Raw genomic sequence first — 26,093 nt, 5'->3', positions numbered from 1 at the left:
GGCTTCGGTGGGTAGAACCGACAGTTCGTTGGCAGCAACTGGATCTGCTCCAGTGGGATCCCCCAGTCTTGGCGGATGTCGAAGAATCGTCCTCTGCCTATGTCTATGTTGGCAATGCTGCTCTGCGCCTTCTTGGCTCTTTTGAGCTGCAGCGTTGTGCGACATCACTTATTTCAGTCGGGCGGCTATGACCTTGGAATTTTTGACCAATCAATTTATCTAATTAGCCGTGGAGAAGTTCCTTTTTCCACCATCCGCGGGATCCACATCCTCGGGGATCATGCGGCCTTCATCCTATATCCCATCAGTTTCTTGTACCGCATTGTCCCCTCGGTTTATTGGCTGTTCGGCATCCAATCTCTGGCGCTAACTTTGGGAGCGCTGGCCGTTTACCATCTTGCGCTCCAGGCCGAGGTTGATCCTGGAAAGGCAAAGACCATTGCCGCCGCCTATCTTCTCTACCCGGCTATCTTTAACGCCAACCTTTTTGATTTTCACCCAGAGGTGTTGGCCGTTCCCCTTTTTTTGGCAGCTATACTCTGCATTCGCTCTGGCAAGCTGTGGGGGTTCTTGCTGTGCCTGAGCGGTATCCTTGGCTGCAAGGCAGTGTTGTCTCTCAATGTTGTTGCCCTGGGAGTTTGGCTACTGCGTTTCGAAAGCAGGCGAATCCAGAAGCGCTGGCAACAGCGCTGCCAGGTGGCCGGCTGGGTGGCCATAGCCTTAGGTTCAGCCTGGTTTGGCATAGCCACTTTTTGGATTATCCCTCACTTTAGCGGCAGCGAGCCGGCGGCCATCTCCCACTATAGCTATCTGGGCAGCTCTGTTTCTGAGATCATCCAAAACTTGGTGCTCAAGCCAACATTAGTCCTGGGCAAATTCTTCTCTCTCGATACCCTATTCTATGGATTTTTGTTGATTATCCCCGTGGCCTGGGGGCTCTCTTGGCGCCACTGGGATCCCTGGATCCCTGCTCTGCCAACTTTGGGGCTGAACATTCTCTCCAGCAATCCTGCCTATCGGGATCTGGTGCATCAGTATGCGCTGCCTGTTGTCCCCTTCTTATTTCTGGCTATTATTGAAAGGATGAAAACGCCTTGCTTTCAAGCTCGTTTTGCCAAGAAAGCGGCCCTGACCTGGTCGCTGCTGGCTTTTCTGGCTCTGGGCAAATACACTTTTTTCGGATCTATCTATCTCCAGTCTCTCGACACTTGGCAGGCCACTCGAGAGGCCCTTGCCCAGATCACCACTCAAGGGGGCGTTCTCACCACCCACGAGATCTGCCCCCACCTCACCCACCGGCGGGTTATTTACTTTACCGACGAAAGCCGCTTTAAGGGATCCCCCCTTGACCAGTGGGATTTTTTTGATTATGTGCTACTGAACAGCCGCCATCCAGGATGGCGCAGCAGCCCAGAGTTCTCCCATGCTCTGATCCGAGCTTTACAAAAAGAAACCTCGTTTCGACTGCTCTACCATCGCGATGGGGTGTACCTGTTCTCCAGGCTACGGGAAAAACCTTAGGCTTAGCCTGCTATAGTCAAAAGCTCGGCCCAGAATCCCGAACCCCACCAACAGCAGTTCCGGAGATGAGCTGCTGGCATCCTCCCTCTCTGCTGAGGCCTAGGATTTGGGGGGCAAGAAAGCTAGAATCTCTAAAAACATGGCCTACTTTTCCATGCTGACGGACGCTGCCTACGGCGTGATCCCAGTGCTTCCTCTGCCACCTGCCCAGGGATCCCATCTCTATCTGCTTATCCAGCACCAAAAGGGGCACTGGGCCTTCCCCAAAGGACACAAAGACGAGGGTGAGAGCGAGCTGGCGGCAGCCCAGCGGGAGCTGCGCGAGGAAACCGGCCTGACCGAGTACTACTTTCTAGTGTTGCCGGGTCAGTCCGAGCCTCTATCGCTGCAGGAGGTTTACACCTTCACCGATTCCGCCGGGAATGCCGTGGCCAAGACCGTTACCTACTACGTCGCTCTCCTGCCAACCCAGTTCCCTCCCCCTGAGCTACAGGTTCAACCGGAGGAGGTGGCTGCCTACCGCTGGTGCTCCTACGCCGAAGCTTTGGAACAAATGACCTTTGAAGAAAGCCGCCAGCTTCTACGCCGCTGCCAAGCTTATCTAGAAGAGCTGTGGGGAGGCCAAAGGTGATTGCAACTCAACCGGCCCAAGCTACTGCTCGACAATCGTGACGTTAAAGCCCTGATTTTTCAAGGTCTCGGCATGGTAGCGGGCATATTCTAGTTGTGCAAAGGCTGCTACCTGTACAAACTTTTGGCCGTTCACCTCTTTAACAAAGGCGTCACGGGCAATGCGGCGAGCCTGCGCCAAGCTCTCCTCCCCAGAGTAGGTGGTCAGCACCAAGAAAGTGCCCTCGCCGCGGTTTGGCCCCAGCGAGTCGGGATCGCTGCCGGTCAAAGGTACCGCCCGGGGCAGCTTGTCTTGGGAGGGACGCTCCAGGCTAGCTGCCAATTTCTCCACCCATGTCTCCTGGCTGGGAGGAGTTTGCAGGCTATCCAGCGGGTTGGGGACATTTTCAAGGGGCTCGACTTGCAGTCTCTCCACCGAAGGAGTGGTCAACCCCAGCGCTAACTCAGGGGGAGTCACCCCAGCTGAATACGACTCTTCCCCCACCTCGGGAATCAGGGGTAGCTGGGCCAAGTCCACCAAAGCAAGTTTCTTTTCAGCTTTAGGCAGCGACAGCTCCTCTGGCCAGAGTAGCCAGCGCACCCCAAAGCCAATCCCCACCCAAGAGAGCACCCAAACCAGCAAAGCCGCCAGGGGCGAAACTCCTCTAGAAGGGCGGGGCACTTCTTCTTCCTCTAAATCTTCCACCACCTCTTGGATCAGCACAGGCAAAGGACGGTGGGTGGGAAGGCTGCTAGCGGACTGGCTCCCCCGCAGCTGTGAGATGGACTCCCGGCGCTGTAAACGCGGCCAGAGACGGAAATGTTTCCCTTCTTTGGGCGGATCCAGATGCAGACGGCTAGGGACTTCCGAAAGCGTTCGTTGGGGCGTCAGCTGCGTTTTCTGAGGCGGCGGCAGGGGCTGAGTAGGATCTGAGTGAAGTGGAGAAAAGTCCATAGATAACCTACCCTCCCTCGCTTAGGAACCAGTATGCAAAGCCAACCTCACACTCTAGCCGTTGACAGCTTGACAGCAGGACTGGGGCAAGGGACAGAGACAACGCCATTAATACCATGCCACAGACCTAAGGCCAGCTTCTAGGGCCTGGCCGCAAGGAGCTGCAGTGGGCGAGCAGGGGCAAGCAAGGCCTCCACCCAGGTCATTTTTCCAGGATCTCCCGACAGGCCGAGAGCAGGCGCTCTTGCTCCGGCAGAGTTCTTAGGCCAATACGCAGATAGCGATCCCCCAGCTCTGGGAAGCTTAGGCAATCCCGCACTAGGATGCGGTACTGCTGCAGCAGCTGTTCTTGAAGCTGCGTGGCGGAGAGGGGGCAGCGCACCAGCACAAAATTGGCTTGGCTGGGCCAGGGATCCCAACCGGGCAGCGCCTGCAGACCTCTGAGCAGATGCTCGCGGGCCCTGGGCAACCACATCAAGGTGCGCTGGCGAAAGTCCGCGTCAGCCAAAGCCGCTGCCGCCGCCACTGCCGCCAAGCCATTGACGCTCCAGGGATCCCGCCACTGCCGCCAGCGTCGCCAGCGCTCCGGATGGCCCACTGCAAACCCAATGCGCAACCCGGGTAAAGTAAAAAACTTGGTCAGCGAGCGAATGACAAGGGTGTTAGGGTGGGCCTCAAGGTAGGGGATCAAGGTTTGGCTGCGGGGCAAAGGGGCCACTGACCCGTTGGGGCAAGCAGCTGCAGCGCAGAGATCAATTGGATCTTGCGGCGCGTCTCCCGGGAGAAAGTCCATAAAAGCCTCATCCACCACCACCTGCTCAAAGTGGGGTAGAAGAGGCAGAATGGCCTCCCGCGGGATCAGCTGGCCCGTCGGGTTGTGGGGATTGTTTAGCCAGAGCACCCGGCCTCTCTTGTTGCCAGGGATCCCTTCTGGCAGCAAAGCGGCAGTGGGCGATCCCGGACAAGACCACCAATCCAGCGGCTTGATCACGGCACCTGCTGCCCGCAGTGCCCGCTCATAGTCGCCAAAAGCGGGACGGGGCAGCCATACCTCCAGCCCCTGTGCCTCCCGAGCAGCCCAGGTCAGCAATTCCGCCGCCCCGTTGCCGACAAAAATCCACTCCGGGTCGACTGACCAGCGCTGCGCCAAGCAAGCACGTAGCTCTCGATAGTCGGGATCCGGGTAGCAGCTGATGGCAACTGGGTCCGGTGCCGCCAGCGCTCGAACTAGGGCTTGCACAACCGACTGCGGCGGGCCCAGGGGGTTGAGGCTAGCGGAAAAATCCACGATGGCCTCAACCGGGCAACCAGCAATCGCTGCTGCCCAAGCTCGGTGGCCACCATGTCGAGGCCGTTGCACGTCAATCCCCTTAGGACTCCCTCCCGCCTATGCGAACGGGACTTAGCCTAACCCAGCGGTTCAAGACCTGTGGCCAGCTGCCACCGCATCGCGAAAAGCTTTGCCGGCGGTGAAAGTGGGGACAACGCTGGCGGGAATCACCATCTTCTCGTTGGTTTTCGGGTTGCGGCCTTCCCGTTCTTTGCGCTTGCGGGCCTCAAAGGAACCAAAGCCCACCAGGGTGACCTTTCCTTTGGGTTCTCCGTTTTCGTCACGGGAGGCAACTTCTTCCACGATGATCTCCAGGGCTGCCGTCAAGACAGCCTCAGCCTCTTTTTTGGTTACGTTAGCGCGATGAGCGACGGCTTCCACAAGCTCTGCCTTGTTCATCCTGGTCTCCTCAATGAGCGGCTCAGAGAAGTTGTGGCTGTAGGAGCAGGGCTAGCCTTGTGCCAGGGCACAGCCGCTGCCGACGATAGGATTGTAGCCATTTGGCTCCAAATCACTGACCTATTTTACAGCCAACTTAGGCTAGAAGCCGGCTAGAGAAGGAGCTTAGGGACTCCCTCGTGCTAACCCAATCGAGGAGCAGAGCAGAATTTTTTGACCACAAAGGTAGCACTGAGATCATGCTAATGCTCTTCTAGCAAAGGGTGGAGCTGGGGTATCACTAGTTGCTTTGGAAGTAAGCCCGCATCACCTCGCGGAAGATCGGGGCTGCCCGGGATCCACCCCCGCCGCCACTGTTTTCTAGAAAAACCACGACCACCAACTCAGGCCAATCGTAGGGAGCGTAGCCGACAAACCAGGCGTGGGAGCGCCGCGGCGGATCCTCAGCGGTGCCAGTTTTGCCTGCTACGGGAGGAAAGCCTGGGCCCAGGTTGGCGTTGCCGCCGGTGCCGTAAACTACCACATCCCGCAACCCCTGCTGCAGGATCTGCAAGGTGGCAGGGGAGAGGCCCACCTTCTGTCGCAGGGGCACAGGGCTTTCCGGGATCACCTGCTGGGAGAGCAAGGGACGAACCCGCCAGCCCCCATTGGCCACGGCTGCCGTTACCACCGCCATTTGCAGCGGCGTAGCGGTAATAAATCCCTGGCCGATGGCCATGTTGACCGTGTCGCCCACATACCAGGGCTCGCGCCAGTGGCGCTGCTTCCACTCAGCATCCGGCACCAGACCCGCGGCTTCCCCTTTGAGGCCAATCCCGGTAGGCTGGCCTAACCCAAAGCGGCGCGACCATTCTTGCAAGGGGGCGGCCTTGGTGCCTAGAGCAATTTGGTAGAAAAAGGTGTCGCTGCTGTAGGCTATCGCCTGACGGTAGTTCAGCCGCCCAAAGCCGGCGCGGTTCCATTCCCAGAAGCGCCACCCGCCTACGCTAATGTAGGGAGCCGTCTGCAGCACCGTATCCGGAGGGAAGACCCCCGATTCAATCCCGGCGGCAGTGGTGATGATTTTGTAGGTGCTAGCGGGGGGATAGGGCCGCAGGGCGCGGTTGAGGAAGGGAAAATCCTGCTTTTGCAGGCTCTCCCACTGCGCTTGGGTGATGCGGCCAGAAAAGAGGTTGGGATCAAAGGTGGGATAGCTGGCCATAGCCAGGATCGAGCCGTCGCGGGGATCCATGGCGACCACTGCTCCTTTCTGCTGGCCCAGGGCTCGCTCTGCCGCCTGCTGCAGTCGCACGTCCAGCGTCAGCTGCAGGGTTTTGCCCGGCTGAGGAGGCTGTTCGCCTAGCACCCGCAGCACTTCTCCCACGGCGTCCACCTCCACCTGGCGCCCACCCCACTGGCCGCGCAGATGGCTCTCAAACAGTTCCTCCACCCCCATCAGGCCGACAATGTCCCCCAGGCGATAGCTGGGATCGGCTCGCAGCTGCTCCGGGGGGATCTCGCCGGTGTAGCCCAGCAGGTGGGCAGCCAAGCTGCCGTGGGGATAGAAGCGTACCGTCTCCGCCTCCACCATCACCCCTGGAAGTTCCCGGCTTCTCTCCTCCAGCCGAGTTACCACCTCGGGGCTGGCGTTGCGCAGGATGCGCACAGGGAATGGGGAGCGATAACCTGCTTGCTCCAGTTTTTGAGCAATTTCTTTGGGGTCCAGGTTTAGGTACTGAGCCAGCTTGGGGATCGTCTCCTGCCAACCTTGCCGCGACTGCACCAACGGCCAGAGAAAGACCGAGTAGGACAGTTGACTACCGGCCAGCAACACGCCGTTGCGATCGACAATGCGTCCCCGCTCCGGCGGCTGGGGCAACAGGCGAATGCGGTTGGTGTCGGCCAACTGGCGGTAGTACTGGGCACGCACCAGTTGCAAGTAGGCCAGCCGCGATCCCAGTCCTCCCCACAGCAACCCGCTAGCCAGCAAGAGCAAGGCAAGGGCTCGATAGCCTTGGCCTACTGTTTTGGCCGGGGGGGATCCCAGGCAAGGGGGGCTAGGGGACGGCGGTGGGGGAAGGACTTGTCGCAGTACGGCCGGCTTGGAGTGGGGGGAAAACAAGGCTTGAGGCTTCCGCTCCCCTAAGGCGCTGGAGCTGGGCGGGGCAGGAGCAACAGGGTAAAGTTTGGCCATGAAAAACTGCCGGAAAAAGAATGGGAGCCAGCTAGGCGGACAGCCTCAGCATCTACTCAGTATCTCTAGCCTTGGCAGGCCTCGTCCAGGAAAAGCAAGGCACCGACTGCGCCAGGCAGCCTGGCTGATGCTGGGCAATGGGCTGCGCTTAGGGTTGTCTGGAGCCTATTTCGTCCTGTTGGCGCGGCTGTTGGGCCCAGAAGCATTTGGGGTGTTCTCCGCCATCTTGGCCTGCAGCAATCTAGCTGCCCCCTTTGGCTATTGGGGCCAGTCAGAACTTCTGATCCAGCGCCTAAGCGGCCGGGGAGCCGCAGCATCTGCCCAGGAGATCGCTCCCAGCTTGTGGCTGGTCGGACTGGGCTGCGGTGGGATAGTGCTGCTGTTAACACCTCTGCTGAGCCTTTGGCTAGCCGGGATCTCCCCCCTTGAGGTGGGCATCCTGCTGGGGAGCGACCTGCTGTTTATTGCCCTCCCCGAAGTGTACAGAGGGATCCTCATTGGGCAAGAGCAAGTTGCCGGGGTAGCCTTCATCGACACCGGCATGGCCCTAGGGCGGGTTAGCGCCGTGCTGCTGGCGATGGTTTTGGGCTGGGGATCCCTGACCCAATGGGCTATCCTCTACGGGCTAATGGTGTTGGCAGTGCTGGGGGCAATGAGCTGGAGGATGCGGCGGTGGTGCGCTCCTTCTCTTGCGGCTCTGGACTGGCAAGAGGTAGGGCCACGGCTGAGAGCAGGTTGGGACTTTGCCGTAGGGCTGGCTGCGGCAAAAACCTTCGCCGACCTAGACAAGCTGCTTTTGCCTCGCCTGGCCTCGAGCGCAACAGGGGGGCTCTACAGCGCCGCCTACCGGGTCATCAACTTCTCGCAAACGCCGATGATTGCGCTGCTCACTAGCCACTTTGCCGAGCTGTGCCGCCAGGGTCAGCAGGGCCTGCCGCAGGGCTGCCGCTACGCCCGCCAGCTTTTCCCCTGGGTGGTCGGCTATGGCAGCTTGGCTACTCTGGGGGTGGCCCTAGGATCCTACGGGATTCCTTGGCTGCTGGGATCCGCCTACCAGGAGACAGCTCTCATCCTGCGCTGGCTTAGTCCCGTCATTTTGCTAGAAGGGCTCCACCTGCTGCTGTCTCATCTGCTCACTGGCGCTGGCCTGCAAAAGCTGCGAAGCCGCCGACAACTGGCAGCCCTAGTCCTGAATGGAGCTTTGAACGGGATCTGGATCTCGGCGTGGGGGTGGCGGGGTGCAGCCCTGGCCACCTTGCTCTCGGAAGTGACCTTGGTGCTGGCTCTGCTGCTGCTAATCCGACAGGAATTGGGCCGCACCGCTGTCGCGAACGAGGACTAGAGGAAAGCCTTGGCCAGTTTGGCCGGGATCTCCTCAAGCGCAGCCACAACGGCCAGTTTGGGCAAGAGCCCTCCACCCCTAGCCCGATACCATAGCCTCAGAGTCGTTCCCCAACCAAGAATGAGCAGATTCTCGGCAAGCCAGATCCCGCTTTTGGTTCTGTTTGGCCTGTTGCTCTTGGGCCTTTGGCCCACGCACGGGATGGGATCCCAGGAAACCCCTCTGCGGCTCCCGTTCCAGCCGACCGTGACCTACGGGGAAGGGTATGGAGAAGAGGCGGTGGCCCAGCAAGCCCAAAGTCGCTTTGCGCTAAAACTCTTCGATCACTTGCTCCGGCAGCAGCCGCGAGAGAACCTTTTTTTCTCCCCCTTGAGCATTCGCCTAGCCTTGAGCCTGCTGTACAACGGCGCTGCTGGAGAGACCCAAGCGGCAATGGCCAAGGTCCTGGAGGCCCAGGAACTCTCCCTCGAGGAGTTGAACTGGACCACTGCTCAGATGGTGCGCTGGCTGGCGGAAAGGTCGCAAACAGCAGGGCCAATCCAGGTGCAAATGGCCAACGGTCTTTGGGTTGATACCACCCTCACCTTGCGGCCTCCCTTTTTGCAAGCCCTGGCTACCTATTACCAAGCAGTGGCCAATCGGGTGGAGCTGGGATCCCCTCAAACGGTGCAGGCCATCAACCGTTGGGTAGCCGAGCGCACCCAGGGCAAGATTGACCGCCTTGTGGACCGCCTCGGCCGTGAAGACAGGATGGTTTTGCTCAACGCCATCTATTTCAGGGGAAAGTGGACCCAGCCCTTCGATCCGGCCCTGACAGAGCCCCAGCCCTTCACCCGCCCGGATGGCAGCCGTGTCCAAGTGCCGATGATGGCCCAATCCGGCCGCTACGGCTACCGGGAGACCAAGCAGCTCCAGGTGGTGCGCCTGCCCTATGGGGAAGGGGAGCTGGCCCTGCTGATCCTGCTGCCGAAACCGGGAGTAAGCTTAGAAGCCCTGCGGCAGGAGCTCAGCCCAGAAACGTGGCAAGAATGGACGGGATCCCTGCCCACCCGCCCCGGCTCGGTGCGGATCCCCAAGCTTAAGCTGGCCTACGAGACCGATCTGGGGCCGGCTTTGCAGCAGTTGGGCCTGGGGATCGCCTTTTCCCGTCGGGCCGATTTCAGCCAGATGACCCCAGAGCCGACACGGGTCAGCAGAGTCTTGCACAAGGCGGCCCTCGAAGTCAACGAAGAGGGATCCGAGGCGGCAGCCGCCACTGGCGTGCTTGTCTCGCGCACCGCTCTCGACCGGCAAGAACCCTTCCAATTCGTAGCGGATCGCCCCTTCTGGTTGGCCATTGTGGCCTCGGGATCCGGCGGCAACCCGGCGGCTCAAACGCTGCTGTTTATGGGATCCGTAGTAGACCCGAAGTAGAGGCTACAACAGAGCTGGGAGGCTTTCCACAAGCAACTGAGCGCGGCTGGGGCGCCCCCACAGCACCTGCTCGTGCTTGTAGACCACCATTCCAGGGGGGGATCCCTTGGGCTTAAAGACGCATTTGGGGCGGGTATACACCACAGGCACCTGCTCGCTGAAGCGGCCGCGGCTAAAATAGGCCGCCAAGTCGGCAGCCGCTTGGAGATCTTCGCTTTCGGCCACCGCCCCTGGAGGCAGGCGCAACAGCACATGGCTGCCCGGGATCTCCTGGGCATGGAACCACCAGTCCTGGTCTTGGGCGACGCGAAAGGTCAGCCGCTCATTTTGCCAGTTGTTGCGCCCCACCCAGATAGAAAAGCCACTGGGGCTAGTGAAGCGATAGGGGTTGAAGCTGGCTGAGGAGGCCCGCCTAGATCCCTCTAGCCGGCTGGGGCTTTCTAGGTAGCCTTGCTGAATCAGCTCCGCCTCAATTTCCTGGAGGACGGCCAAGTCCTGGGGCTCGCGGTAGGCTTCTAGCTGCTGCAGGGACGCTTCCACCTGCTCTAGGTAGCGGATCTCTTGCGCTACAGCTTCTAGCAAAGGTCGGACGGCCTCCTGGGCTCGCTTTTGTTTGCGGTGCTTGCGATAGTAGGCCTGGGCGTTGAGAACAGCGTTTTTCTCCGGATCCAGGAGGATCTTGACCCTCTGGCCGCTGGCAAAATCCGGCAGCTCAATCGAGCTCAGCCCTGGCCGCCAGAGGTGGAGATGGGCCATGAGGAGATCGGCAGCCTGCTTGGAGGCTTCGGCCTGGGCCGAGTCGGCCAACATCTTCTCAAAGTGCTCGCGCCGCTGGCGGAGTTTTTTCAGCAGGGCAGCTAGCTTTTGCCCCAGACGCTGCCGCTCCCGCTCAAAGCGTTCGCGGTTGAGCTGGGCTTGGTAGTAGGTTTCTAGGAGCTGGTGCAAGTTGGGCTGAACGGGATCCCCGCTGGAGCCCCCCCAGCCGAGAACAGTGTACCCCTGGGGGGTGAGTGCCGGCTCAAACCGGCCTGTTTCCAGCCGAGCCAGCCAGTCCTGCCACCAAAAAAACAGGGCCTGCCACTCCTGGGGCGAGAGTTGGCTGCTGGGGGTTTGGGGTGGGATCCCGGCCTTCAGGCACATCGCCTCTGCCAAATGCCGGCTGAGGCCACGGTAGCCGCGCAGCAGCCGTTGACTGATGGGGCCAGGGATCAGGGCAAGGCGCTCCTGCCACTGGGAGAAGGGCTCGGCTTGGTGCGGGATGGGATCGCTGAGGGCAGGGGGAGCTTCGTAAGGTAGACCCGGCTGCACGGGGCGAACCCGCGACTGCCGCTCGCTGACCCCGTGGCCACAGGCCAAGATCACGCCCCCCTCGTCCACCAGGATGGCATTGCTGTACTTGCCCATGACTTCGAGATAAAGGTGGCGTTGAGGGGGATCCCCAGGGCGAGGACCAAAGCGAAAGTCAATCACCCGCTCCCACTCGTCCAGCAGCGCCAACTCTGTCAAGGCCAAGCCCCGCAGGTGCCGCTGCAGCTGTTGGCCAAATGGGAAGTCCTCTGCCTCCTTAGGGGGAGCCTGACAGAGGTGAACTCGGGCCGCCTGGGGATGCCAAGACAGGAGCAAGCAAGGCCGGGCCGTGAGGGTGCGTAGGCCAATCACCACTGTCCAGAGATCCGTCTGCTGGATCCACTCCACGCGGGCAGGCAGCAAGGGATCCCCGCCGGCCTCAGCCCGTTTGAGATCCGCCAGCACCGCCCGGAGGGTGGTCAGGTCAACCGGTTGCATCCCTGCTGCTCCTTAGGGCGAGCTAAAGTCTAGGCGCCCTGCCACCGCCAGCAGCTCAAAGCCGCAGGGAGAGAGGCGTCACCTACTCCTCATCCTCGCCCGCCTCGTCTAGATCCAAGAGCAGCGCACTAAGCTGATTGAAAAGAGCAGGAGAGTCCTCTGGATCCAGCAGGTAGGGATCCCCCTCGTCGGGCAGGGCGACGTAAATGAGCGGCGGCTCAAGGGGCGTAAAGACGCCGTACTTTTTGTCCTGGTGGAAGAAAGTAGCCAACAGTTGGAACTCCTGGGCTTCCTCCTCGCTTTCGCCCAGCTCAAACACATCTTCCTCTTCCACGGGGGGCAGCTCTCCCTGCACCGTCAAGATGTCAAAGCCGTTTTGCTGCAGGGTCAGGTTCAACTCCCCCAAAACCGCTTGGAGGGTGGGGAGAGCCGCCTGGAGCTCCTCGGGATCCGGCTCATCCAGGATCCCTTCCATCTCTGCATCTCCATTCTGCCCGGGCTCCTCCTCCCACACCAGCACTTTGATGACGGCATCCAGGGGGGTGGCCAAGGCATAGACCTGATCCTCAATGACCACCCGTCTTAGCACCTCGCACTTGAGAGGCTGGTTTTGCTCGTCGCGGAGCTCCAGGGTTTCGCAAGACTTAGCCATGGAAAACAGCCCAGATTGACATCCTCCCCACCCTCTTGGCTTGCCAAAGCCCACTGCCCACCCAGGCAAACCCGTAGCAGTAGGGCGAGGCTTCTTCTTGATTCTACTGGGACAACAGCTAGTTTAAGCTTGTTCCGTGGCGCCTTTTGGGTTCCATGCAGCCTGGCTCAGTTGTTCGCTTTCGCCACCGCGAGTGGGTGGTGCTCCCCGGCGAGACCAAGGAAGTCCTGGTGCTCCGGCCCCTGACTGGCACCCCTGAGGAGGGGGTTCACGTCCACCGGCGGCTTATGCATCTGGTGGGAGGTACCCTGCCCTTTGAGCGGGTTACCCCTGCCTCATTTCCCCTGCCAAGCGCCAAGAATGTTTCCGACGCTACAAGCACTTACCTTCTCTGGCAGGCTGCCCGGCTAATTCTACGGGAGGGAGCCACCCCCTTCCGCTCTCTGGGCCGCATCTCCATCCGTCCACGGGTGTACCAGTTTGTGCCGCTGCTCATGGCCCTGCGCCTGGATCCGGTGCGGCTGTTGATTGCCGACGACGTGGGGGTAGGCAAAACCATTGAGGCGCTGCTGATAGCCAGAGAGCTTTGGGATCGCGGCGAGATCCGACGCCTTTGCATCCTGTGTCCCCCTTACCTCTGCGAGCAGTGGGCCAGTGAGCTGGCGGAAAAGTTTAACCTGGAGCCCGTGATCCTCCGCTCGGGAACGGTGGGGCAACTGGAGCGGAAAACCCCCCCTGGGCGCAGCCTCTACGAACACTTCCCTGTCCAGGTGGCCAGCATTGACTTTCTCAAGACTGAGCGCAACCGCCACCAGTTTCTGCAGTTTTGTCCTGAGCTGGTCATTGCCGACGAAGTCCATGGGGCAGCGGCAGCTCCAGGCAGAAGCCAGCAGGAACGCCATAGCCTGCTCAAAGCGGTGGCCCAAAAGCCCAGCCGCCACTTGATCCTGCTGACGGCCACCCCCCACAGTGGCATTCCAGAGGCCTTTCGCTCGCTGCTGGGGCTGTTGCGGCCTGAGTTTGAGGGGTGGGATCTCCAGGCTCTCTCAGAAGAGCAACGTCTCCAGCTAGCCCGTCACTTTGTCCAGCGCACCCGGCGGGACATTAGGGAGACCTGGCAAGAGCTGACCTGTTTTCCAACCCGCGAAGCTGGGGACGCAACCTACACCCTTTCTGAGCGGCAGCGGGAGCTGTTTGAGCGCACCTATGCCTTTTGCTCAGAGCTGGTGCGGACAGGAGAACACCTGGAGCAGCGGCGGCGGCGAGTGCGCTACTGGGGGGCTCTGGCTCTCTTGCGCTGTGTGATGTCCAGTCCAGCAGCAGCCGTGGCCGCCTTGCGCTATCGCAGCGGCCTAACCCCGGAGGCAGAAGACCTTGAGGCGGAGTTGAGCCGCTGGGTGTTCGAGTCGGCAGAAGAGCGGGTTGACGATGAATGGTCAGCGCTAGCTCTAGAAGCTGGAGATAGCGACCGCCGCCGGCTACAAGCTCTGGCTCGGCTAGCTGAACACCTGCAGGGCCCCGAGCACGACACCAAGTTGGCGCGGGCCATTGAGTTGGTGAAGAGGTTGCTCGAAGAAGGCTTTCACCCCATCCTCTGGTGCCGCTACGTAGCCACAGCGGAGTACCTGGCCAGCCACCTGCGGCAACACCTGGGATCCGCCGCCCAAGTAGCCTGCGTAACCGGCAGGATGGGGGACGAGGAGCGCAAGGCCAAGATTGCCGAACTGGCCGTTGAGCAGCCCCGGGTACTGGTGGCCACCGACTGCCTTTCGGAAGGGATCAACCTGCAGGAAAAGTTTACCGCCGTCATCCACTACGACCTACCCTGGAACCCCAATCGGCTGGAGCAGCGGGAGGGGCGGGTGGATCGCTACGGCCAAAAAGCCGACCGGGTCAAGGTGATCCGCTTTTTTGGGCAGGACAACCCCATCGACGGCGTGGTGCTGAAGGTGTTGCTGGACAAGGCGCGGGAAATCCACCGCACCCTCGGCACCCCGGTGCCTGTCCCAGAAGCCAGCGAAAGCGTTACCCAGGCTGTGCTGGAAGCCCTCTTCCTGCGCCAAGGAGAGTGGTCAGCCGAGCGCCAGTTGGTGCTGGATCTGGACGGAGAAGTGCTCAAGTTTCACCAGCAGTGGGAGGAGCAGGCCCAGCGGGAAAAGCTCAACCGCACTCGCTTTGCCCAGCGGGCCCTCAAGCCTGAAGAAGTGCAGCGGGAGCTGGAGGCTGCAGATGCTGTCCTAGGGGATCCCGACGCCGTCCGCGAGTTTTTCTTGACTGCCGCCCAGCGCCTCAACCTGACGGTAACCCCCCAGAAGCAGCCTGGAGTTTACCAGGTGAGTGTGGGCGCCGAGGCCACCGCCACCCTGCCGGAAGCCCTTCGCCTGGCTCTACCCGCTTCCAAGAGCGGGCGCTGGCTCATTAGCTTTGACTCGCCTACACCGCCAGGGGCGGAGTATGTTGGCCGCAACCACCGCTTTGTGGCTGCCCTGGCCCATTTTTTGCTGGAGGAGGCCCTCAGCGCTGGGGAGAATCCCCTCATCTGCCGCTGTGGCGCTCTCCGCAGCCGGGCTGTAGCTGAGCTCACCACCCTCTTGCTGCTGCGGGTGCGCTACCTGCTGGAGCTATCCCAAAACCAGCCTCTTTTGGGGGAGGAGGTGTTGGTGCTGGGTGGGGTTGGCCTGGAAAGGGGGGAGGCCCAGTGGCTGGAGACAGCCACCGCTTGGCAACTGCTGGCCAAAGCCAAGCCGGATGCCAACCTGCCCTTGGCAGAAAAACAGGAGCTGGTCGAGCATCTCCTGGCCTGTCTTGGCCCCTGGCCGGAAACAGGGGAAAACTGGGGGACAGGGCACCCCCTGCAGCAGGCGGTGCGGGAGCGGATTGGCCAGCGGGCTAGTGAGCTGGAGGCTGCCCACAGGCGCATCCGTCAGGCGGTGTCGCTGCAGGTGCGGGGCCTGCAGGTAAAGCCGCAGTTTCCCCCGGATCTTCTGGGACTTCTGGTTCTCCAACCTTTGGTGGGCGGGCAGAAATGAGTGAGTGGGCTGGGGTACGCATCGAAGGGGGCCTGTTGGGGCCTGACATCCTGGAGAAACTTCTAGCCGGGGATCTGCCAGGACAAAAGCCAGAAGACTTTGGCCTAGCCAGCAAGCGCAGCCTCACCGAAGAGATAGCCATGGCGCTGGCCACTGCCCGCACCTACTGGGAGGCTTTCCAGGGGCGGTTGGCCCGTCTGCCCCAAGAGGAGCTGGGCACTTCGGTTACGCGCGACGCCTGGGTTATCCCGTTCTTGAGCCTGCTGGGCTACGAGCTGCACTACAACCCACGGGCCCAGGAGGTTGATGGTGCTACCTTTGCCATCTCCCACCGGGCAGGGGAGGCGGAAGAGGCGCCGCCGGTGCACATTGTGGGCGTGCGGCAGGAGCTGGGGCGGCTAGCTCCAACGGGCCGACCTCGTCTAGCGCCCCATTCTCTGTTGCAGGAGTATCTCAACCGCAGCGAGCACCTCTGGGGCATTGTCACCAACGGCTTGACCCTGCGCCTTTTGCGCGACTCCACCTATGTGCGTCGGCAGGCCTATGTGGAGTTTGACCTAAGGCAAATCCTAGAGGAGCAGCGGTTTAACGACTTTGCCCTTCTCTTTCGGCTGCTGCACCGCAGCCGGCTGCCCCAAGTTGCAGGGCAAGCGGCGGATTGTCTGTTGGAAAAGTACTACCAGCAGGCTCTGGAGCAGGGTGGCCGGGTACGGGAGCGACTGCGGGATGGGGTGGAAGCCTGCCTCAAGGGCTTGGCCAATGGGTTTCTCTCCCACCCCAAGAACTCCCAGTTGCGGGGTTGGCTGGCTTCTGGCAGGTCGGCAGCTTTGGAGTTCTACCGCCAGTTGCTGCGGCTAGTCTATCGCTTCTTGTTCCTGCTGGTCTCGGAGGAGCGGGGGCTTATCAGCGCCAGTCCTCTCTACCGGGATCACTACGGCGTGGGTCGGCTGCGGCAGCTTTTGGAGCGGCGGAGCGCCTTTACGGAACATGAGGATCTCTGGTGCAGCCTGCGAGTGCTCTGGCGGGTGCTCTCCCAAGAGGAGCTGGCCCAGCTTTTGGGGGCTGCCCCTCTCAATGGGGACCTCTTTGCCCCTCTGGATCTGGATAGCTGCAGCCTCAGCAACCGGGATCTGCTGCAGGCCTTCTGGCACTTGGCCTACTACCAGGAAAGCCCCACCTCTCCCCCTCGCCGGGTGAACTACGCTGCCCTGGACGTGGAGGAGCTGGGATCCGTCTACGAAAGTCTGCTGGACTACCAGCCCCAGGTTGTCACCTCCCAGGGGGTGCCTCGCTTTGAACTTGGCTACGGCTCTGAGCGCAAGAGCACGGGCTCTTACTACACCCCACCGGAGCTAGTGGCTGAACTGGTCCGCTCGGCGTTGGAGCCCGTCCTGGAAGCACGGCTAGAGGAAGCAAGAAAGATAGCTAGCAGGGAGTGGAGCTCGATCCCTCCAGCCCTTCGCCAGAGGCTTGCCCGCCAAGTCGCTGCAAGACTGGCAAAGCCCCCTGGAGGTCAACGGCAGGCAACTCCCTCGGAAGAAGAACTGGCCCTAGCCTGGCAGTCTACCCCCTTGAGTGACCGCCATATTCTTGCGGCTGAGCAGGCCCTGCTTTCCCTGCGCATCCTGGATCCTGCCTGTGGGTCGGGGCACTTCCTGCTGGCAGCGGCCCGGCGTTTGGGCAAGGAGCTGGCCAAGATTCGCAGCGGCGAAGAGGAACCTGCCCCAGAGCGGGTGCGGGAAGCCATCCGGGATGTTGTAGCCCATTGCCTCTATGGTGTGGACAAAAACCCCCTGGCGGTGGAGCTCTGTCGGGTGGCCCTGTGGCTAGAAGCCCACTGTGCCGGCAAGCCCCTTACCTTTTTGGATCACCGCATCAAGTGTGGCGACTCGCTGGTGGGGGTGCTGGATCCCAAGGTGTTGCAAATGGGTATTCCCGATGAAGCCTTCACCCCGGTCAGCTCTGACTCCAGGGAGGCTGCCCAGTCCCTCAAGAGGCGCAATCGCAGCGAGCGCAAAGCTTTGCAAAGCGGGCAACTTTCCCTTCCCCTTGAACCTGAGGAGGCGCTGACCAAGCTAAGCCAGGAACGACAGGAGCTAGAAGCCATTCCAGATAACTCCCCGGAGGAGGTGAGCCGTAAGCAGCAGCTCTATAGCCGCTCCTGCCAAGACCCGGAACACCAAAAGCTGGTGGAAGCCTGCCACCTCTGGACAGCGGCCTTTTTCCAGCCCTTGACCTCTGACTTCTCCAGAGCCATTACCACCCAAGCGGTGATTGACCGGCTGGAGGGTAGGGCCCATCCCCAAGCTCTAGCAACTGCCCAAGCCCTGGCCTCAGAGCAACGCTTCTTCCACTGGCCGCTGGAGTTTCCTGAGGTCTTTGAGCAGGGCGGCTTCGACGTCATTCTGGGCAACCCGCCGTGGGAGCGGATCAAGCTCCAGGAAGAGGAGTTTTTTGCCAGCCGCGATGCCCAGATTGCCAAAGCACCCAATGCTGATGCCCGCAAGCGCTTGATTAAGCAACTGCCTGAGGTCAACCCTGCTCTGTGGGCAGAGTATCAACACGCCCTGCATGCTGCCGAAAGCACCAGCCGCTTTTTGCGCAGCAGTGGAGCCTATCCGCTCACGGGTCGCGGCGACATCAACACCTATTCCGTTTTTGCCGAGAGGGTGCGCCTCCTGCTTAGCCCCCGCGGACGGGCGGGCATCATCATTCCTACCGGCATTGCCACCGACGACACCAACAAGCTTTTCTTTGCCGATGTGGTGGAAAAAGGGCAACTGGCCAGTCTGTTTGATTTTGAAAACCGCGACAAACTCTTCCCGGCGGTGGATAGTCGCATGAAATTCTGCCTGCTCACCCTCACCGGCAGAAACGTATCAGCGAGTGCCCCTGCTTTCGCCTTCTTCGCCACCCGTGCCGACCACCTGCGCGACCCGCGTCGGCTCTTTAGCCTAACGCCGCAGGACATTGCCCGCATCAACCCCAACACCCGCACCCTGCCCGTCTTCCGCACTCGCCAGGATGCCGACCTGACCAGAGCTATCTACGAGCGCGTGCCGGTACTGGTGAACGAACGCACGGGTGAAAACCCTTGGGACGTGCGCTTTCTGCGCATGTTCGATATGTCCAACGACTCGCACCTCTTCCGCACCCGTGCAGAGCTGGAAAAGCAAGGTTACCGGCTGGTGGGGAACCGGTTTGCGCCCTCACCCCCTAACCCCCTCTCCCACGCTGCGGGAGAGGGGGGAAGGATCGCAGCCCCCGACCTCTCTTCTCGCGCTGCGGGAGAAGGAGGGTACGAATTACCCAAGGCCAGCCAGGAACTGATTGCCAGGGCGCGGCAGTTGCGTCGCGAGGCGACTGCCGCCGAAAGCCTGCTCTGGGAATTGTTGCGTGACCGTCGGCTGCTAGGCCGAAAATTCCGGCGTCAACATCCGATTGGACAATTCATCGCCGACTTCTTCTGTGACGATGCCCGCCTGATCATTGAGATAGATGGCGCCGTGCACCGTGAACCCACTCAGCAGGAACGCGACCGTCTGCGGGAGGAAATCCTGCGCGAACATGGCTTTGCCATTCTGCGCTTTACCAATGACCAGATACTCGACCGCACAGAACAGGTCCTCCAAGAAATTGCTGCCTATGTCACTGCCCATTCCTACGAGCATCCTTCTCCCCTCTCCCAAAGCCTTGGGAGAGGGGCCGGGGGTGAGGGCTACCTCCCCCTCTACGAAGCCAAGATGATCTGGCACTATGACCACCGCTACGGGACGTACGAGGGCGTGCGCGACCGCTCCAGCACCCAACTGCCCACGCCTGATGAGCACCAGCACGCCGACCCGCACTTCGTCGTCCAGCCCTGGTACTGGGTGCCGGCGGAAGAAGTCCGAGCCCGCCTGGGCGAGTGGCAGCGTGGGTGGTTGGTGGGATTCCGCGATGTTACTAACGCCACTAACGAGCGCACTGCCATCTTCAGCCTGCTGCCCAGAGTTGGGGTAGGGAATAAAATTCCAGTTCTCCTCTTTGAAGCGGCCGGATCGATCATTCAGATGTGTTTGCTGGCAAATGCCTGTTCGATCCCATTTGACTATGTGGTGCGTCAAAAGCTTGGTGGAACAACTATGAATTTCTTCTACGTCAAACAACTCCCCGTCCTGCCGCCCGAAGCCTACACCCCCGAAGATTTGCGCTTCATCGTCCCGCGCGTGCTGGAGCTGGTCTACACCTCCTGGGACATGAAACCCTTCGCCGACGACGTATGGCGAGAGGCAGACGAAGGATTGCGGGCTGTGATTAGACCTCACCCCCCGACCCCCTCGCCCGCAGCACTGGGTGAGGGCTTCCCCTTCCCGCCGTTCACCTGGAACGAGGAACGCCGCGCCATCCTCCGCGCTGAACTGGATGCGTACTACGCCCGGCTCTACGGCCTCACCCGCAAGCAACTGCGCTACATCCTCGACCCGGCAGATTTGACCGAACGCGAACTGGAAGACATACTCGACCCGCGGGAAGAGGTGGCAGACCCGCTCGACCCGGCTGGCTACGCTACCCGCGCTGCTGCTAGCACCTTCCCCGGCGAAACCTTTCGCGTGCTCAAGGAAAAAGAAATCCGCCAATTTGGCGAGTACCGCACCCGGCGGCTGGTGCTAGAGGCATGGGAGAAGCTGGCGCAACACTAATTTCATTATGCGTAAACAGGGGAGCTTCCCATGCGGACTAACGTTGTCTTGGATGACGAGCTGATCGAGTTGATCGAGCGGGCTCGCCAGCTAGCCGGCCTCAAGACCAAGCGCGAGATAATTCACGAAGCGCTGCGCACCCTCATTCGGCTCTACGAGCAAGCCGAGATCCGCAACTTACGCGGCAAGTTGAAATGGGAGGGAGATCTGCACGAGCAACGCCTCTCCCTAAGATCTCCCAGCCCAAGCCTCAGGGCGATCCTCTTGCAGTCGCTAGAACACCTGCTAGGCTTAACCTAGCCAAAATGGCTTTGGGGAGCAGCAGCCCGGATGGCCACCATTTTTGACCTGCACGAGAGGGTTCTAAAGGACTACGCCAATTTCGTCCGCTCCTTTTTTCTCATTGCCGACCCACGGGCACAGGCGTTTGTAGACCAAGCTCTGGAAGAAGGGATCCACCTCTGGCCAGAGCCGCTTATGCAGCTTAGCCCTGCCTACGTAGCCGGCCCAACCGTTGATGAGTTGGCTGAAACGGGGCGGATCACTGAAGAAACAGCCCGCATCTTCCGCTCTGAGGACGGCAGACCCTTTCGTCTCTACCGCCACCAAGAGGAGGCCATCGCCAAAGCCTTGGCCAAGGAAAGCTTTGTGGTAACCAGCGGCACCGGTTCCGGCAAAAGCCTCTGCTATTTCCTCCCCATCATCGACAACTGGATCCGCCAGGGGGGATCCGTGGGCCAGGTGACGGCCCTGGTGGTCTATCCCATGAACGCGCTGGTGAACTCCCAGTACCAGGCTTTACAAGATCTCCGCCAGCGGTATGAGCGCCGCTACAGTCGCCCCTTTCCGCTGCGCTTTGCCAAATACACCGGCGAAACCGAGGAAAGCGAGCGGGAAAACCTGCGGCGGGATCCACCCCAGCTCCTGCTGACCAACTACGTGATGGCCGAGCTACTGTTGGTGCGCCCCGAAGATCAGCGCTTCCTCAGCCCCAACGGCCTGCGCTTTCTGGTCTTTGACGAGCTGCACACCTACCGGGGTCGGCAGGGGGCCGACGTGGCCATGCTGGTTCGCCGCCTCAAGGGACGCTGCGCCGCCAAGAACCTGGTGCACATTGGCACCAGCGCCACCATGATCTCCCGCCCCGAGGCCAGTGCCCTGGAGCGCCGCCAGACCGTGGCCGACTTCGCCAGCCGCTTCTTTGGCCATCCCTTCACACCGGAGCAGATTATCGAGGAGACCCTGGCCCCTTTGAGCGAAGGTGGCCCGCCTTCACCTGAAGAGCTCAAGCCCGCCCTCGATCCCCCCTGGCCCACCGACCTAGCTAGCCTGCGCCGCCACCCCTTGATGCGCTGGTTGGAGTACGAGCTGGGCCTAGAGTTAAGTCCCGACGGCAGCCTCAAGCGCCGCGTGCCCAGGGAGCTCTCCGAGGTGGCCGCCCAACTGGCCCAACTGACCGGCACCGCTAGCGAAAACTGTGCGGCAACGCTGCGCCGGTTCCTCGCCCACGCCAGCAGCCTCAAAGACGGCCACAGCCGAGGAGTGGCCTTCAAGCTGCACCAGTTTATCTCCCAAGGCCGCACCCTCTACGCCACCCTGGAGAGTCGGGAAAAGCGGCAATTTTCCCTAGAAGGGCAGATGCAGGCGGGGGAGGGCAAGCTCTTTTTCCCCGTCAAGTTCTGCCGCCAGTGTGGGCAGGACTACTACCACGTCCTCAAGTCCAGGGATCAGTTCCTGCCCTATCCCGTGGGAGAAGAGGTAGAGCAGGACGAAGACCAGCAAGCCGGTTACCTGAGCTTGGATCCTCTTGACAACGAGTGGTCGCTGGAGCAGATCCCCGAAGACTGGTACACCCCTGAGGGCAGACTCAGGCCCAACTGGGGAAAGCGCGTCCCCCAAGCGGTCTGGGTGCGCCCGGATGGCTCCTTTTCCGAGTACCCCCAGGCGGAGGCGCAGAAGATGTGGTGGCAGCCCCACCCCTTTTCCCTGTGCCTGGCCTGCGGCGAGTACTACAGTGGCCGCGAGCGGGAGTTTGTCAAGCTGGCTTCCCTTTCTAGCGAGGGCCGCTCCAGCGCCACCACCATCCTTGCCACCTCCCTGCTGCGCCATGCCGAGCAAACCCAGGCCGCTTGCAGCAAGCTGCTGACTTTTACCGACAACCGCCAGGACGCCTCCCTGCAGGCCGGCCACTTCAACGATTTTGTGCATGTGGCCCTTCTGCGGGCCTCGCTCTATGCTGCCCTCCTCAAGAAAAAAGAGCTGGGCTTTGACGAGGTGGCCCAGGAAGTGGTGCGGGCTTCTGGCCTGGAGCTTGCTGACATCGCCCAAAACCCGGCTTTGGACCCTGCCTCGCCCAGTGCCGAGGAAGTGTGGCAGACCTTTAGCGAGCTAACCGAATACCGGCTCTATGAAGATCTGCGGCGCGGCTGGCGGGTTACCCACCCCAACTTGGAACAGGTGGGCCTGCTGAAAATCGAGTACCGCGGCCTCGGGGAGCTCTGCCAAAATTCAGCCCTGGCTTCCCTCCACCCCTGGTTTGCCCAAGCCAGCCCTGAGGAGCAAGAGCAACTGCTGCGGGCTCTGTTGGATCAGTTTCGGCGCAAATTGGCCATCGATGTGCCCGTGCTCAAGGCAGAGCCCCAGAGAAGGCTGCGCCGGCGCGCCCAGCAATATCTCAATGAGTTTTGGGGCCTGGAAGAGCATGAGGAGTTGCGGACGACTAGCTGCTTTGTGCGCCAAAGCCCTTCCCGGGAAAACGGGCAAATGCTCAGCCTGGGCCCCCGCAGCACCATTGGTCGCTTCCTCCGCAGGCGCCTTGATCTAACCCAGGAAGCCTACGACAGGTTCTTGGAGTCCCTGCTGTCTCTCCTGGTCAGACAGGGCCTGCTACGGCGCCACGTGGAAAATGGCCAGGTAGCCTACCAGCTAGACGCCGGCTGTCTGCGCTGGTGTCTGGGGGATGGCCTGCCGCCGCCGGATCCTCTGTATTCCCGCAGCGCCCAGCAGGAGGGCTACACCTCTGTCCGCCGTCCCATCAACCCCTTCTTTCAGGAGCTCTACCGAGCCGGGGCAGCAGGGCTAGGATCCCTGGAAGCCAGAGAGCACACCGCCCAGGTGGTCCAGCCGGGGGAGCGGGAGCGGCGAGAGAGACGCTTCCGCAATGAGCCCGGGGAGCGCCGCCTTCCCTACCTCATTTGCTCTCCCACCCTAGAGCTGGGGGTCGACATTGCCGATCTGGATCTGGTGCACCTGCGCAACGTTCCCCCAACGCCAGCCAACTACGCCCAGCGCAGCGGTCGAGCCGGTCGCCAGGGGCAGCCGGGGCTCATCCTCAGCTACTGCGGCGCCTTCAACAGCCACGACCAGTACTACTTTCGCCGCCGGGCCGAAATGGTGGCTGGACGGGTGCGACCTCCCCGCCTGGACCTGGCCAATGAGTCGCTGCTGCGGGCCCACATCCACGCCGTCTGGCTGGCCCAGGTGCGCCTGCCCTTGGGCAACTCCATCGAAACGGTCCTCAACTTGGATCGGCCAGAGTTGCCCCTGCGGGAAGAGGTGGTTGCCTCCATCCAGCTAGGGGAGGCAGCCCGCCAAGAGGTGGCAGAGCGGGTGGAGGCGCTCTTGGCTGCTGACCGGGAAGTGCTAGAGCGCAGCGGCTGGTTTAGCCGGCGCTGGATCCAGCAGGTTATTGAAGAAGCCCCCCGCGCCTTTGACCGCGCTTTTGACCGCTGGCGGGAGCTCTATCGGGCCGCCACGCAACAGTTGGAAGCCGCCAACCAGCAACTGCAGACGGCTCGCCGCCGGGAAGACCAGCAGGAAGCCAGGCGCCGCCAGCAGGAGGCTCTGCGCCAGCGGAACTTGCTGTTGCAAATCGATACCCAGCGGGAGGAAAGCGACTTCTACCCCTACCGCTACCTAGCCAGCGAAGGGTTCCTGCCCGGCTACAACTTCCCTGCCTTGCCCGTGCGGGCCTGGGTGCCCCGCGGCAGCGAAGGGGAGTTTATCGCCCGGCCCCGGTTTTTGGCCATTCGCGAGTTTGCCCCCCACAACTTCCTCTACCACGAGGGCTGCCAGTGGGAATCGGTGGCCTTTCAGGCTCCGCCCGGCGGCCTGGAGGAGCGCAAAAGCAGCCACAAGCTCTGCTTTAGCTGTGGGGCCTTTGGGGATCCCTCCTTGGATTGCTGCCCCGTCTGCGGTACCCGCTTCGATGGGCAAAATAGCCTTTTAACGCAGCTTCTGGAAATGCCTAATGTGCGCATGCGGCGCCGGGATCGCATTACTGCCGACGAAGAAGAGCGGCGGCGACAGGGATACGAGCTGCAGACTTTCTTTCAGTTTGCTCCCGAAAGTTCAGGCTACCGCGTCCAGGAAGCCGACGTGCTAAGGGGCGAAACTCCCCTGCTGCAGTTGCGCTATGCCCCAGCCGCCACGCTGCTGCGCATCAACTCCGGCTGGCGGGGCAGTGGGGGGCGAGGTTTCCTGGTCAACTTTGACAACGGCGAAGTCCCTTCTCGAGATCAGCTTGGAGGCAATAGGGCTAGCTCGTCTAGCCAGATGTCCTTGCAGCCCATCCGCCTGGCAGTGCGCGCTACCCAAAACCTCTTGCTGGTGCGGCTGGTTCAGCCCAGCCTGGGGAATCTGCAGGCCCTAGAAACGACCCTGCGCTATGCCCTCAAGCGGGGCATCGAGGAGACCTTTGAGCTGGAGGAGACGGAGCTAGCTGCCGAGTCTATTGGCCAGGGATCCCATCGCGCCATCCTCCTCTACGAGACCGCCGAAGGGGGAGCTGGCGTCCTGCGGCGGCTGGTGGAAGAGCCCCATGCCCTTGCCGAGGTGGCCCAAGTGGCTCTGGAGATCTGCCACTTCCAGCTTTCGGAAGAGGGGATCCAAGATCGGCAACCGGAGTGCCGGGCAGCCTGCTACGAGTGCCTGCTTAGCTACGCCAACCAAAGGGAGGCCCTGCAGCTTGACCGTCACCAAATCCGGGATCTCTTGGGGGCGCTGGCCAACAGCCGCACCGAGCTGCGCTCCCTGGGCCGCTCCCGTCAAGAGCACCTGGAGTGGCTGCGCCAGCTCATCGATCCCCGCTCGGAACTGGAGCGCCGCTTTCTGGAGACCCTCGCAGCAGGGGGTTATCGCCTTCCCGACGACGCTCAGAAAGCCATTGCCGATCCCCGCTGTGTTGTCGACTTCTTCTATGATCCCAACGTCTGCATCTTCTGTGATGGCGCTGTGCACGACCAGCTTCCCCAAGTGGAGCAGGATCACCAGATTCGAGCTCAGCTCCTGGGGCGGGGCTACCGGGTAATTGTCCTGCGCTACGACCAGGATCTGCGGGAGCAACTGGCTCGCTACCCCGAGGTGTTTGGCCAAGGCAACTAGTCTTGCTGGTGGGAAAACAGGTAGGCTCCCACCAGGGCTAGGATGGCCGCTAGGCCCGCTAGCACCACAACCGTGTACCAGGGGAACTGGGAGAGGGGCTGGTAGGCCGCCGCCCGCATGCCAATGCTGGCGTAGGAAAGGGGCAGGCAGTAGACCAAAACCTGCAGGTAGGCGGGCAACTGACTGGGATCGAAAAAGGTGGCCCCTAGGAAGGACATGGGTGTAATTAAAAAGTTGGTGAGCACGCCCACGCTCTCCAGGCTGGGCACCTTCAAGCCAGCGATGACCCCAATGCCGGCAAAGACGGCGCAATCCAAAAGCAGCACCAACAGCGCCAGGGGGTGAAGCAGGCCCCAGGCCCCCGTACCTAGCACCCCCACCGCCAAGACGCCCAAAGCCGTCAGCAAACCCCGGGCAATGCCGGCCAACACCTTGCCCAGGTGCAGCGCCAGCGGATGCACAGGCAAAAGCAGCAACTCTTCAAAGCTTTTGGTAAATAGCCGCGCTCCACAGATGGAGAAGGTGGTGCCGGCAAAGCTAATGGTCATGGCGGAAAGCGCCACCATCCCCGGCAGAATAAAGCGCAGGTAAGAGCCCGCCGCCGTGGATCCCGCTACATCGGCCAGGGCTTCTGAGCGTAGGGATCCGCCCAGCCCCACCCCAAAGGCAACGATGTAGATAAGGGGGGCTACCAGCCCCGAGGCCACCACCTGCCAGACCCGCCCGCGCAGATCCAGCCAGTCGCGCCAGAAGATGGTTAAACTGTCTTCCCAGATTTGCCGATAGGATAGGCTCAGGGCACGGCTGACCATAGGTTTTCC

General features: G+C 61.4%; 15 protein-coding genes. 8 read left to right on the top strand and 7 right to left on the bottom strand.

Going from position 1 to position 26,093, the window contains the following annotated elements:
• Nucleotides 1–99: 99 nt before the first annotated feature.
• Nucleotides 100–1,521 (top strand): DUF2079 domain-containing protein, encoded by a 1,422-nt coding sequence (locus NW808_RS05995; protein ID WP_414420609.1) that lies wholly within the window; start codon nucleotides 100–102, stop codon nucleotides 1,519–1,521.
• Nucleotides 1,522–1,660: 139 nt separating this feature from the next.
• Nucleotides 1,661–2,152, top strand: coding sequence for a bis(5'-nucleosyl)-tetraphosphatase (locus NW808_RS05990; protein ID WP_414420608.1), 492 nt, complete (start codon nucleotides 1,661–1,663; stop codon nucleotides 2,150–2,152).
• Between the two features lie 21 nt (nucleotides 2,153–2,173).
• On the opposite strand, the gene NW808_RS05985 is transcribed toward NW808_RS05990, so the two are convergent.
• The 4 genes from NW808_RS05985 to mrdA all read right to left on the bottom strand — a co-directional run bounded on the left by NW808_RS05985 (nucleotide 2,174) and on the right by mrdA (nucleotide 6,987).
• Entirely contained in the window at nucleotides 2,174–3,085 is a 912-nt protein-coding gene (locus NW808_RS05985) for a hypothetical protein (RefSeq protein ID WP_414420607.1), read from the bottom strand.
• Between the two features lie 202 nt (nucleotides 3,086–3,287).
• Nucleotides 3,288–4,445, bottom strand: coding sequence for a pyridoxal phosphate-dependent aminotransferase (locus tag NW808_RS05980; protein WP_414420606.1), 1,158 nt, complete (start codon nucleotides 4,443–4,445; stop codon nucleotides 3,288–3,290).
• A gap of 60 nt (nucleotides 4,446–4,505) precedes the next feature.
• A complete protein-coding gene (locus NW808_RS05975) occupies nucleotides 4,506–4,814 on the bottom strand; it encodes an HU family DNA-binding protein (protein WP_414393879.1) in 309 nt (102 codons plus the stop codon).
• 280 nt (nucleotides 4,815–5,094) lie between these two features.
• Nucleotides 5,095–6,987, bottom strand: a complete 1,893-nt coding sequence (mrdA, locus tag NW808_RS05970) for a penicillin-binding protein 2 (RefSeq protein WP_414420605.1) — start codon at nucleotides 6,985–6,987, stop codon at nucleotides 5,095–5,097.
• Between mrdA and NW808_RS05965 the strand changes: the two genes are divergently transcribed.
• Both NW808_RS05965 and NW808_RS05960 read left to right on the top strand, forming a co-directional pair.
• A complete protein-coding gene (locus tag NW808_RS05965) occupies nucleotides 6,986–8,329 on the top strand; it encodes a lipopolysaccharide biosynthesis protein (protein WP_414410877.1) in 1,344 nt (447 codons plus the stop codon). The genes mrdA and NW808_RS05965 overlap by 2 nt on opposite strands.
• Before the next feature lie 120 nt (nucleotides 8,330–8,449).
• On the top strand, nucleotides 8,450–9,742 hold the full coding sequence (locus NW808_RS05960; RefSeq protein ID WP_414420604.1) for a serpin family protein: 1,293 nt from the start codon (nucleotides 8,450–8,452) through the stop codon (nucleotides 9,740–9,742).
• Between the two features lie 3 nt (nucleotides 9,743–9,745).
• Here NW808_RS05960 and NW808_RS05955 read toward each other — a convergent pair whose 3' ends face one another.
• Nucleotides 9,746–11,527, bottom strand: coding sequence for an NFACT family protein (locus tag NW808_RS05955; protein ID WP_414420603.1), 1,782 nt, complete (start codon nucleotides 11,525–11,527; stop codon nucleotides 9,746–9,748).
• 82 nt (nucleotides 11,528–11,609) lie between these two features.
• Nucleotides 11,610–12,179 carry a DUF3727 domain-containing protein gene (locus tag NW808_RS05950; RefSeq protein ID WP_414393870.1) on the bottom strand — a complete coding sequence of 190 codons (570 nt, stop codon included), beginning with the start codon at nucleotides 12,177–12,179 and terminating at the stop codon, nucleotides 11,610–11,612.
• Between the two features lie 155 nt (nucleotides 12,180–12,334).
• On the opposite strand from NW808_RS05950, the gene NW808_RS05945 reads away from it, so the two are divergent.
• Genes NW808_RS05945 through NW808_RS05930 form a run of 4 tightly spaced genes read left to right on the top strand, consistent with a single transcriptional unit; the run spans nucleotide 12,335 to nucleotide 25,272 of the window.
• Nucleotides 12,335–15,208: a helicase-related protein gene (locus tag NW808_RS05945; protein ID WP_414420602.1), complete on the top strand. Its 2,874-nt coding sequence runs from the start codon at nucleotides 12,335–12,337 to the stop codon at nucleotides 15,206–15,208.
• Nucleotides 15,205–19,890 carry a DUF559 domain-containing protein gene (locus NW808_RS05940; RefSeq protein ID WP_414420601.1) on the top strand — a complete coding sequence of 1,562 codons (4,686 nt, stop codon included), beginning with the start codon at nucleotides 15,205–15,207 and terminating at the stop codon, nucleotides 19,888–19,890. Before NW808_RS05945 ends, NW808_RS05940 begins: the two co-directional genes overlap by 4 nt.
• A 30-nt stretch (nucleotides 19,891–19,920) precedes the next feature.
• Complete coding sequence (locus NW808_RS05935) at nucleotides 19,921–20,190, top strand: type II toxin-antitoxin system VapB family antitoxin (RefSeq protein ID WP_414420600.1); 270 nt, start codon at nucleotides 19,921–19,923, stop codon at nucleotides 20,188–20,190.
• A 30-nt stretch (nucleotides 20,191–20,220) separates the two neighbouring features.
• Nucleotides 20,221–25,272, top strand: coding sequence for a DEAD/DEAH box helicase (locus tag NW808_RS05930; RefSeq protein ID WP_414420599.1), 5,052 nt, complete (start codon nucleotides 20,221–20,223; stop codon nucleotides 25,270–25,272).
• Here the strand turns inward: NW808_RS05930 and NW808_RS05925 are convergent.
• On the bottom strand, nucleotides 25,269–26,084 hold the full coding sequence (locus NW808_RS05925; RefSeq protein ID WP_414420598.1) for an ABC transporter permease: 816 nt from the start codon (nucleotides 26,082–26,084) through the stop codon (nucleotides 25,269–25,271). The genes NW808_RS05930 and NW808_RS05925 overlap by 4 nt on opposite strands.
• Between the last annotated feature and the right edge of the window lie 9 nt (nucleotides 26,085–26,093).

The organism is Synechococcus sp. W70.1 (assembly GCF_047461515.1).
Taxonomy (GTDB): Bacteria; Cyanobacteriota; Cyanobacteriia; order Thermostichales; family Thermostichaceae; genus Thermostichus.
This window is presented reverse-complemented; position numbering and strand designations above follow the sequence as displayed.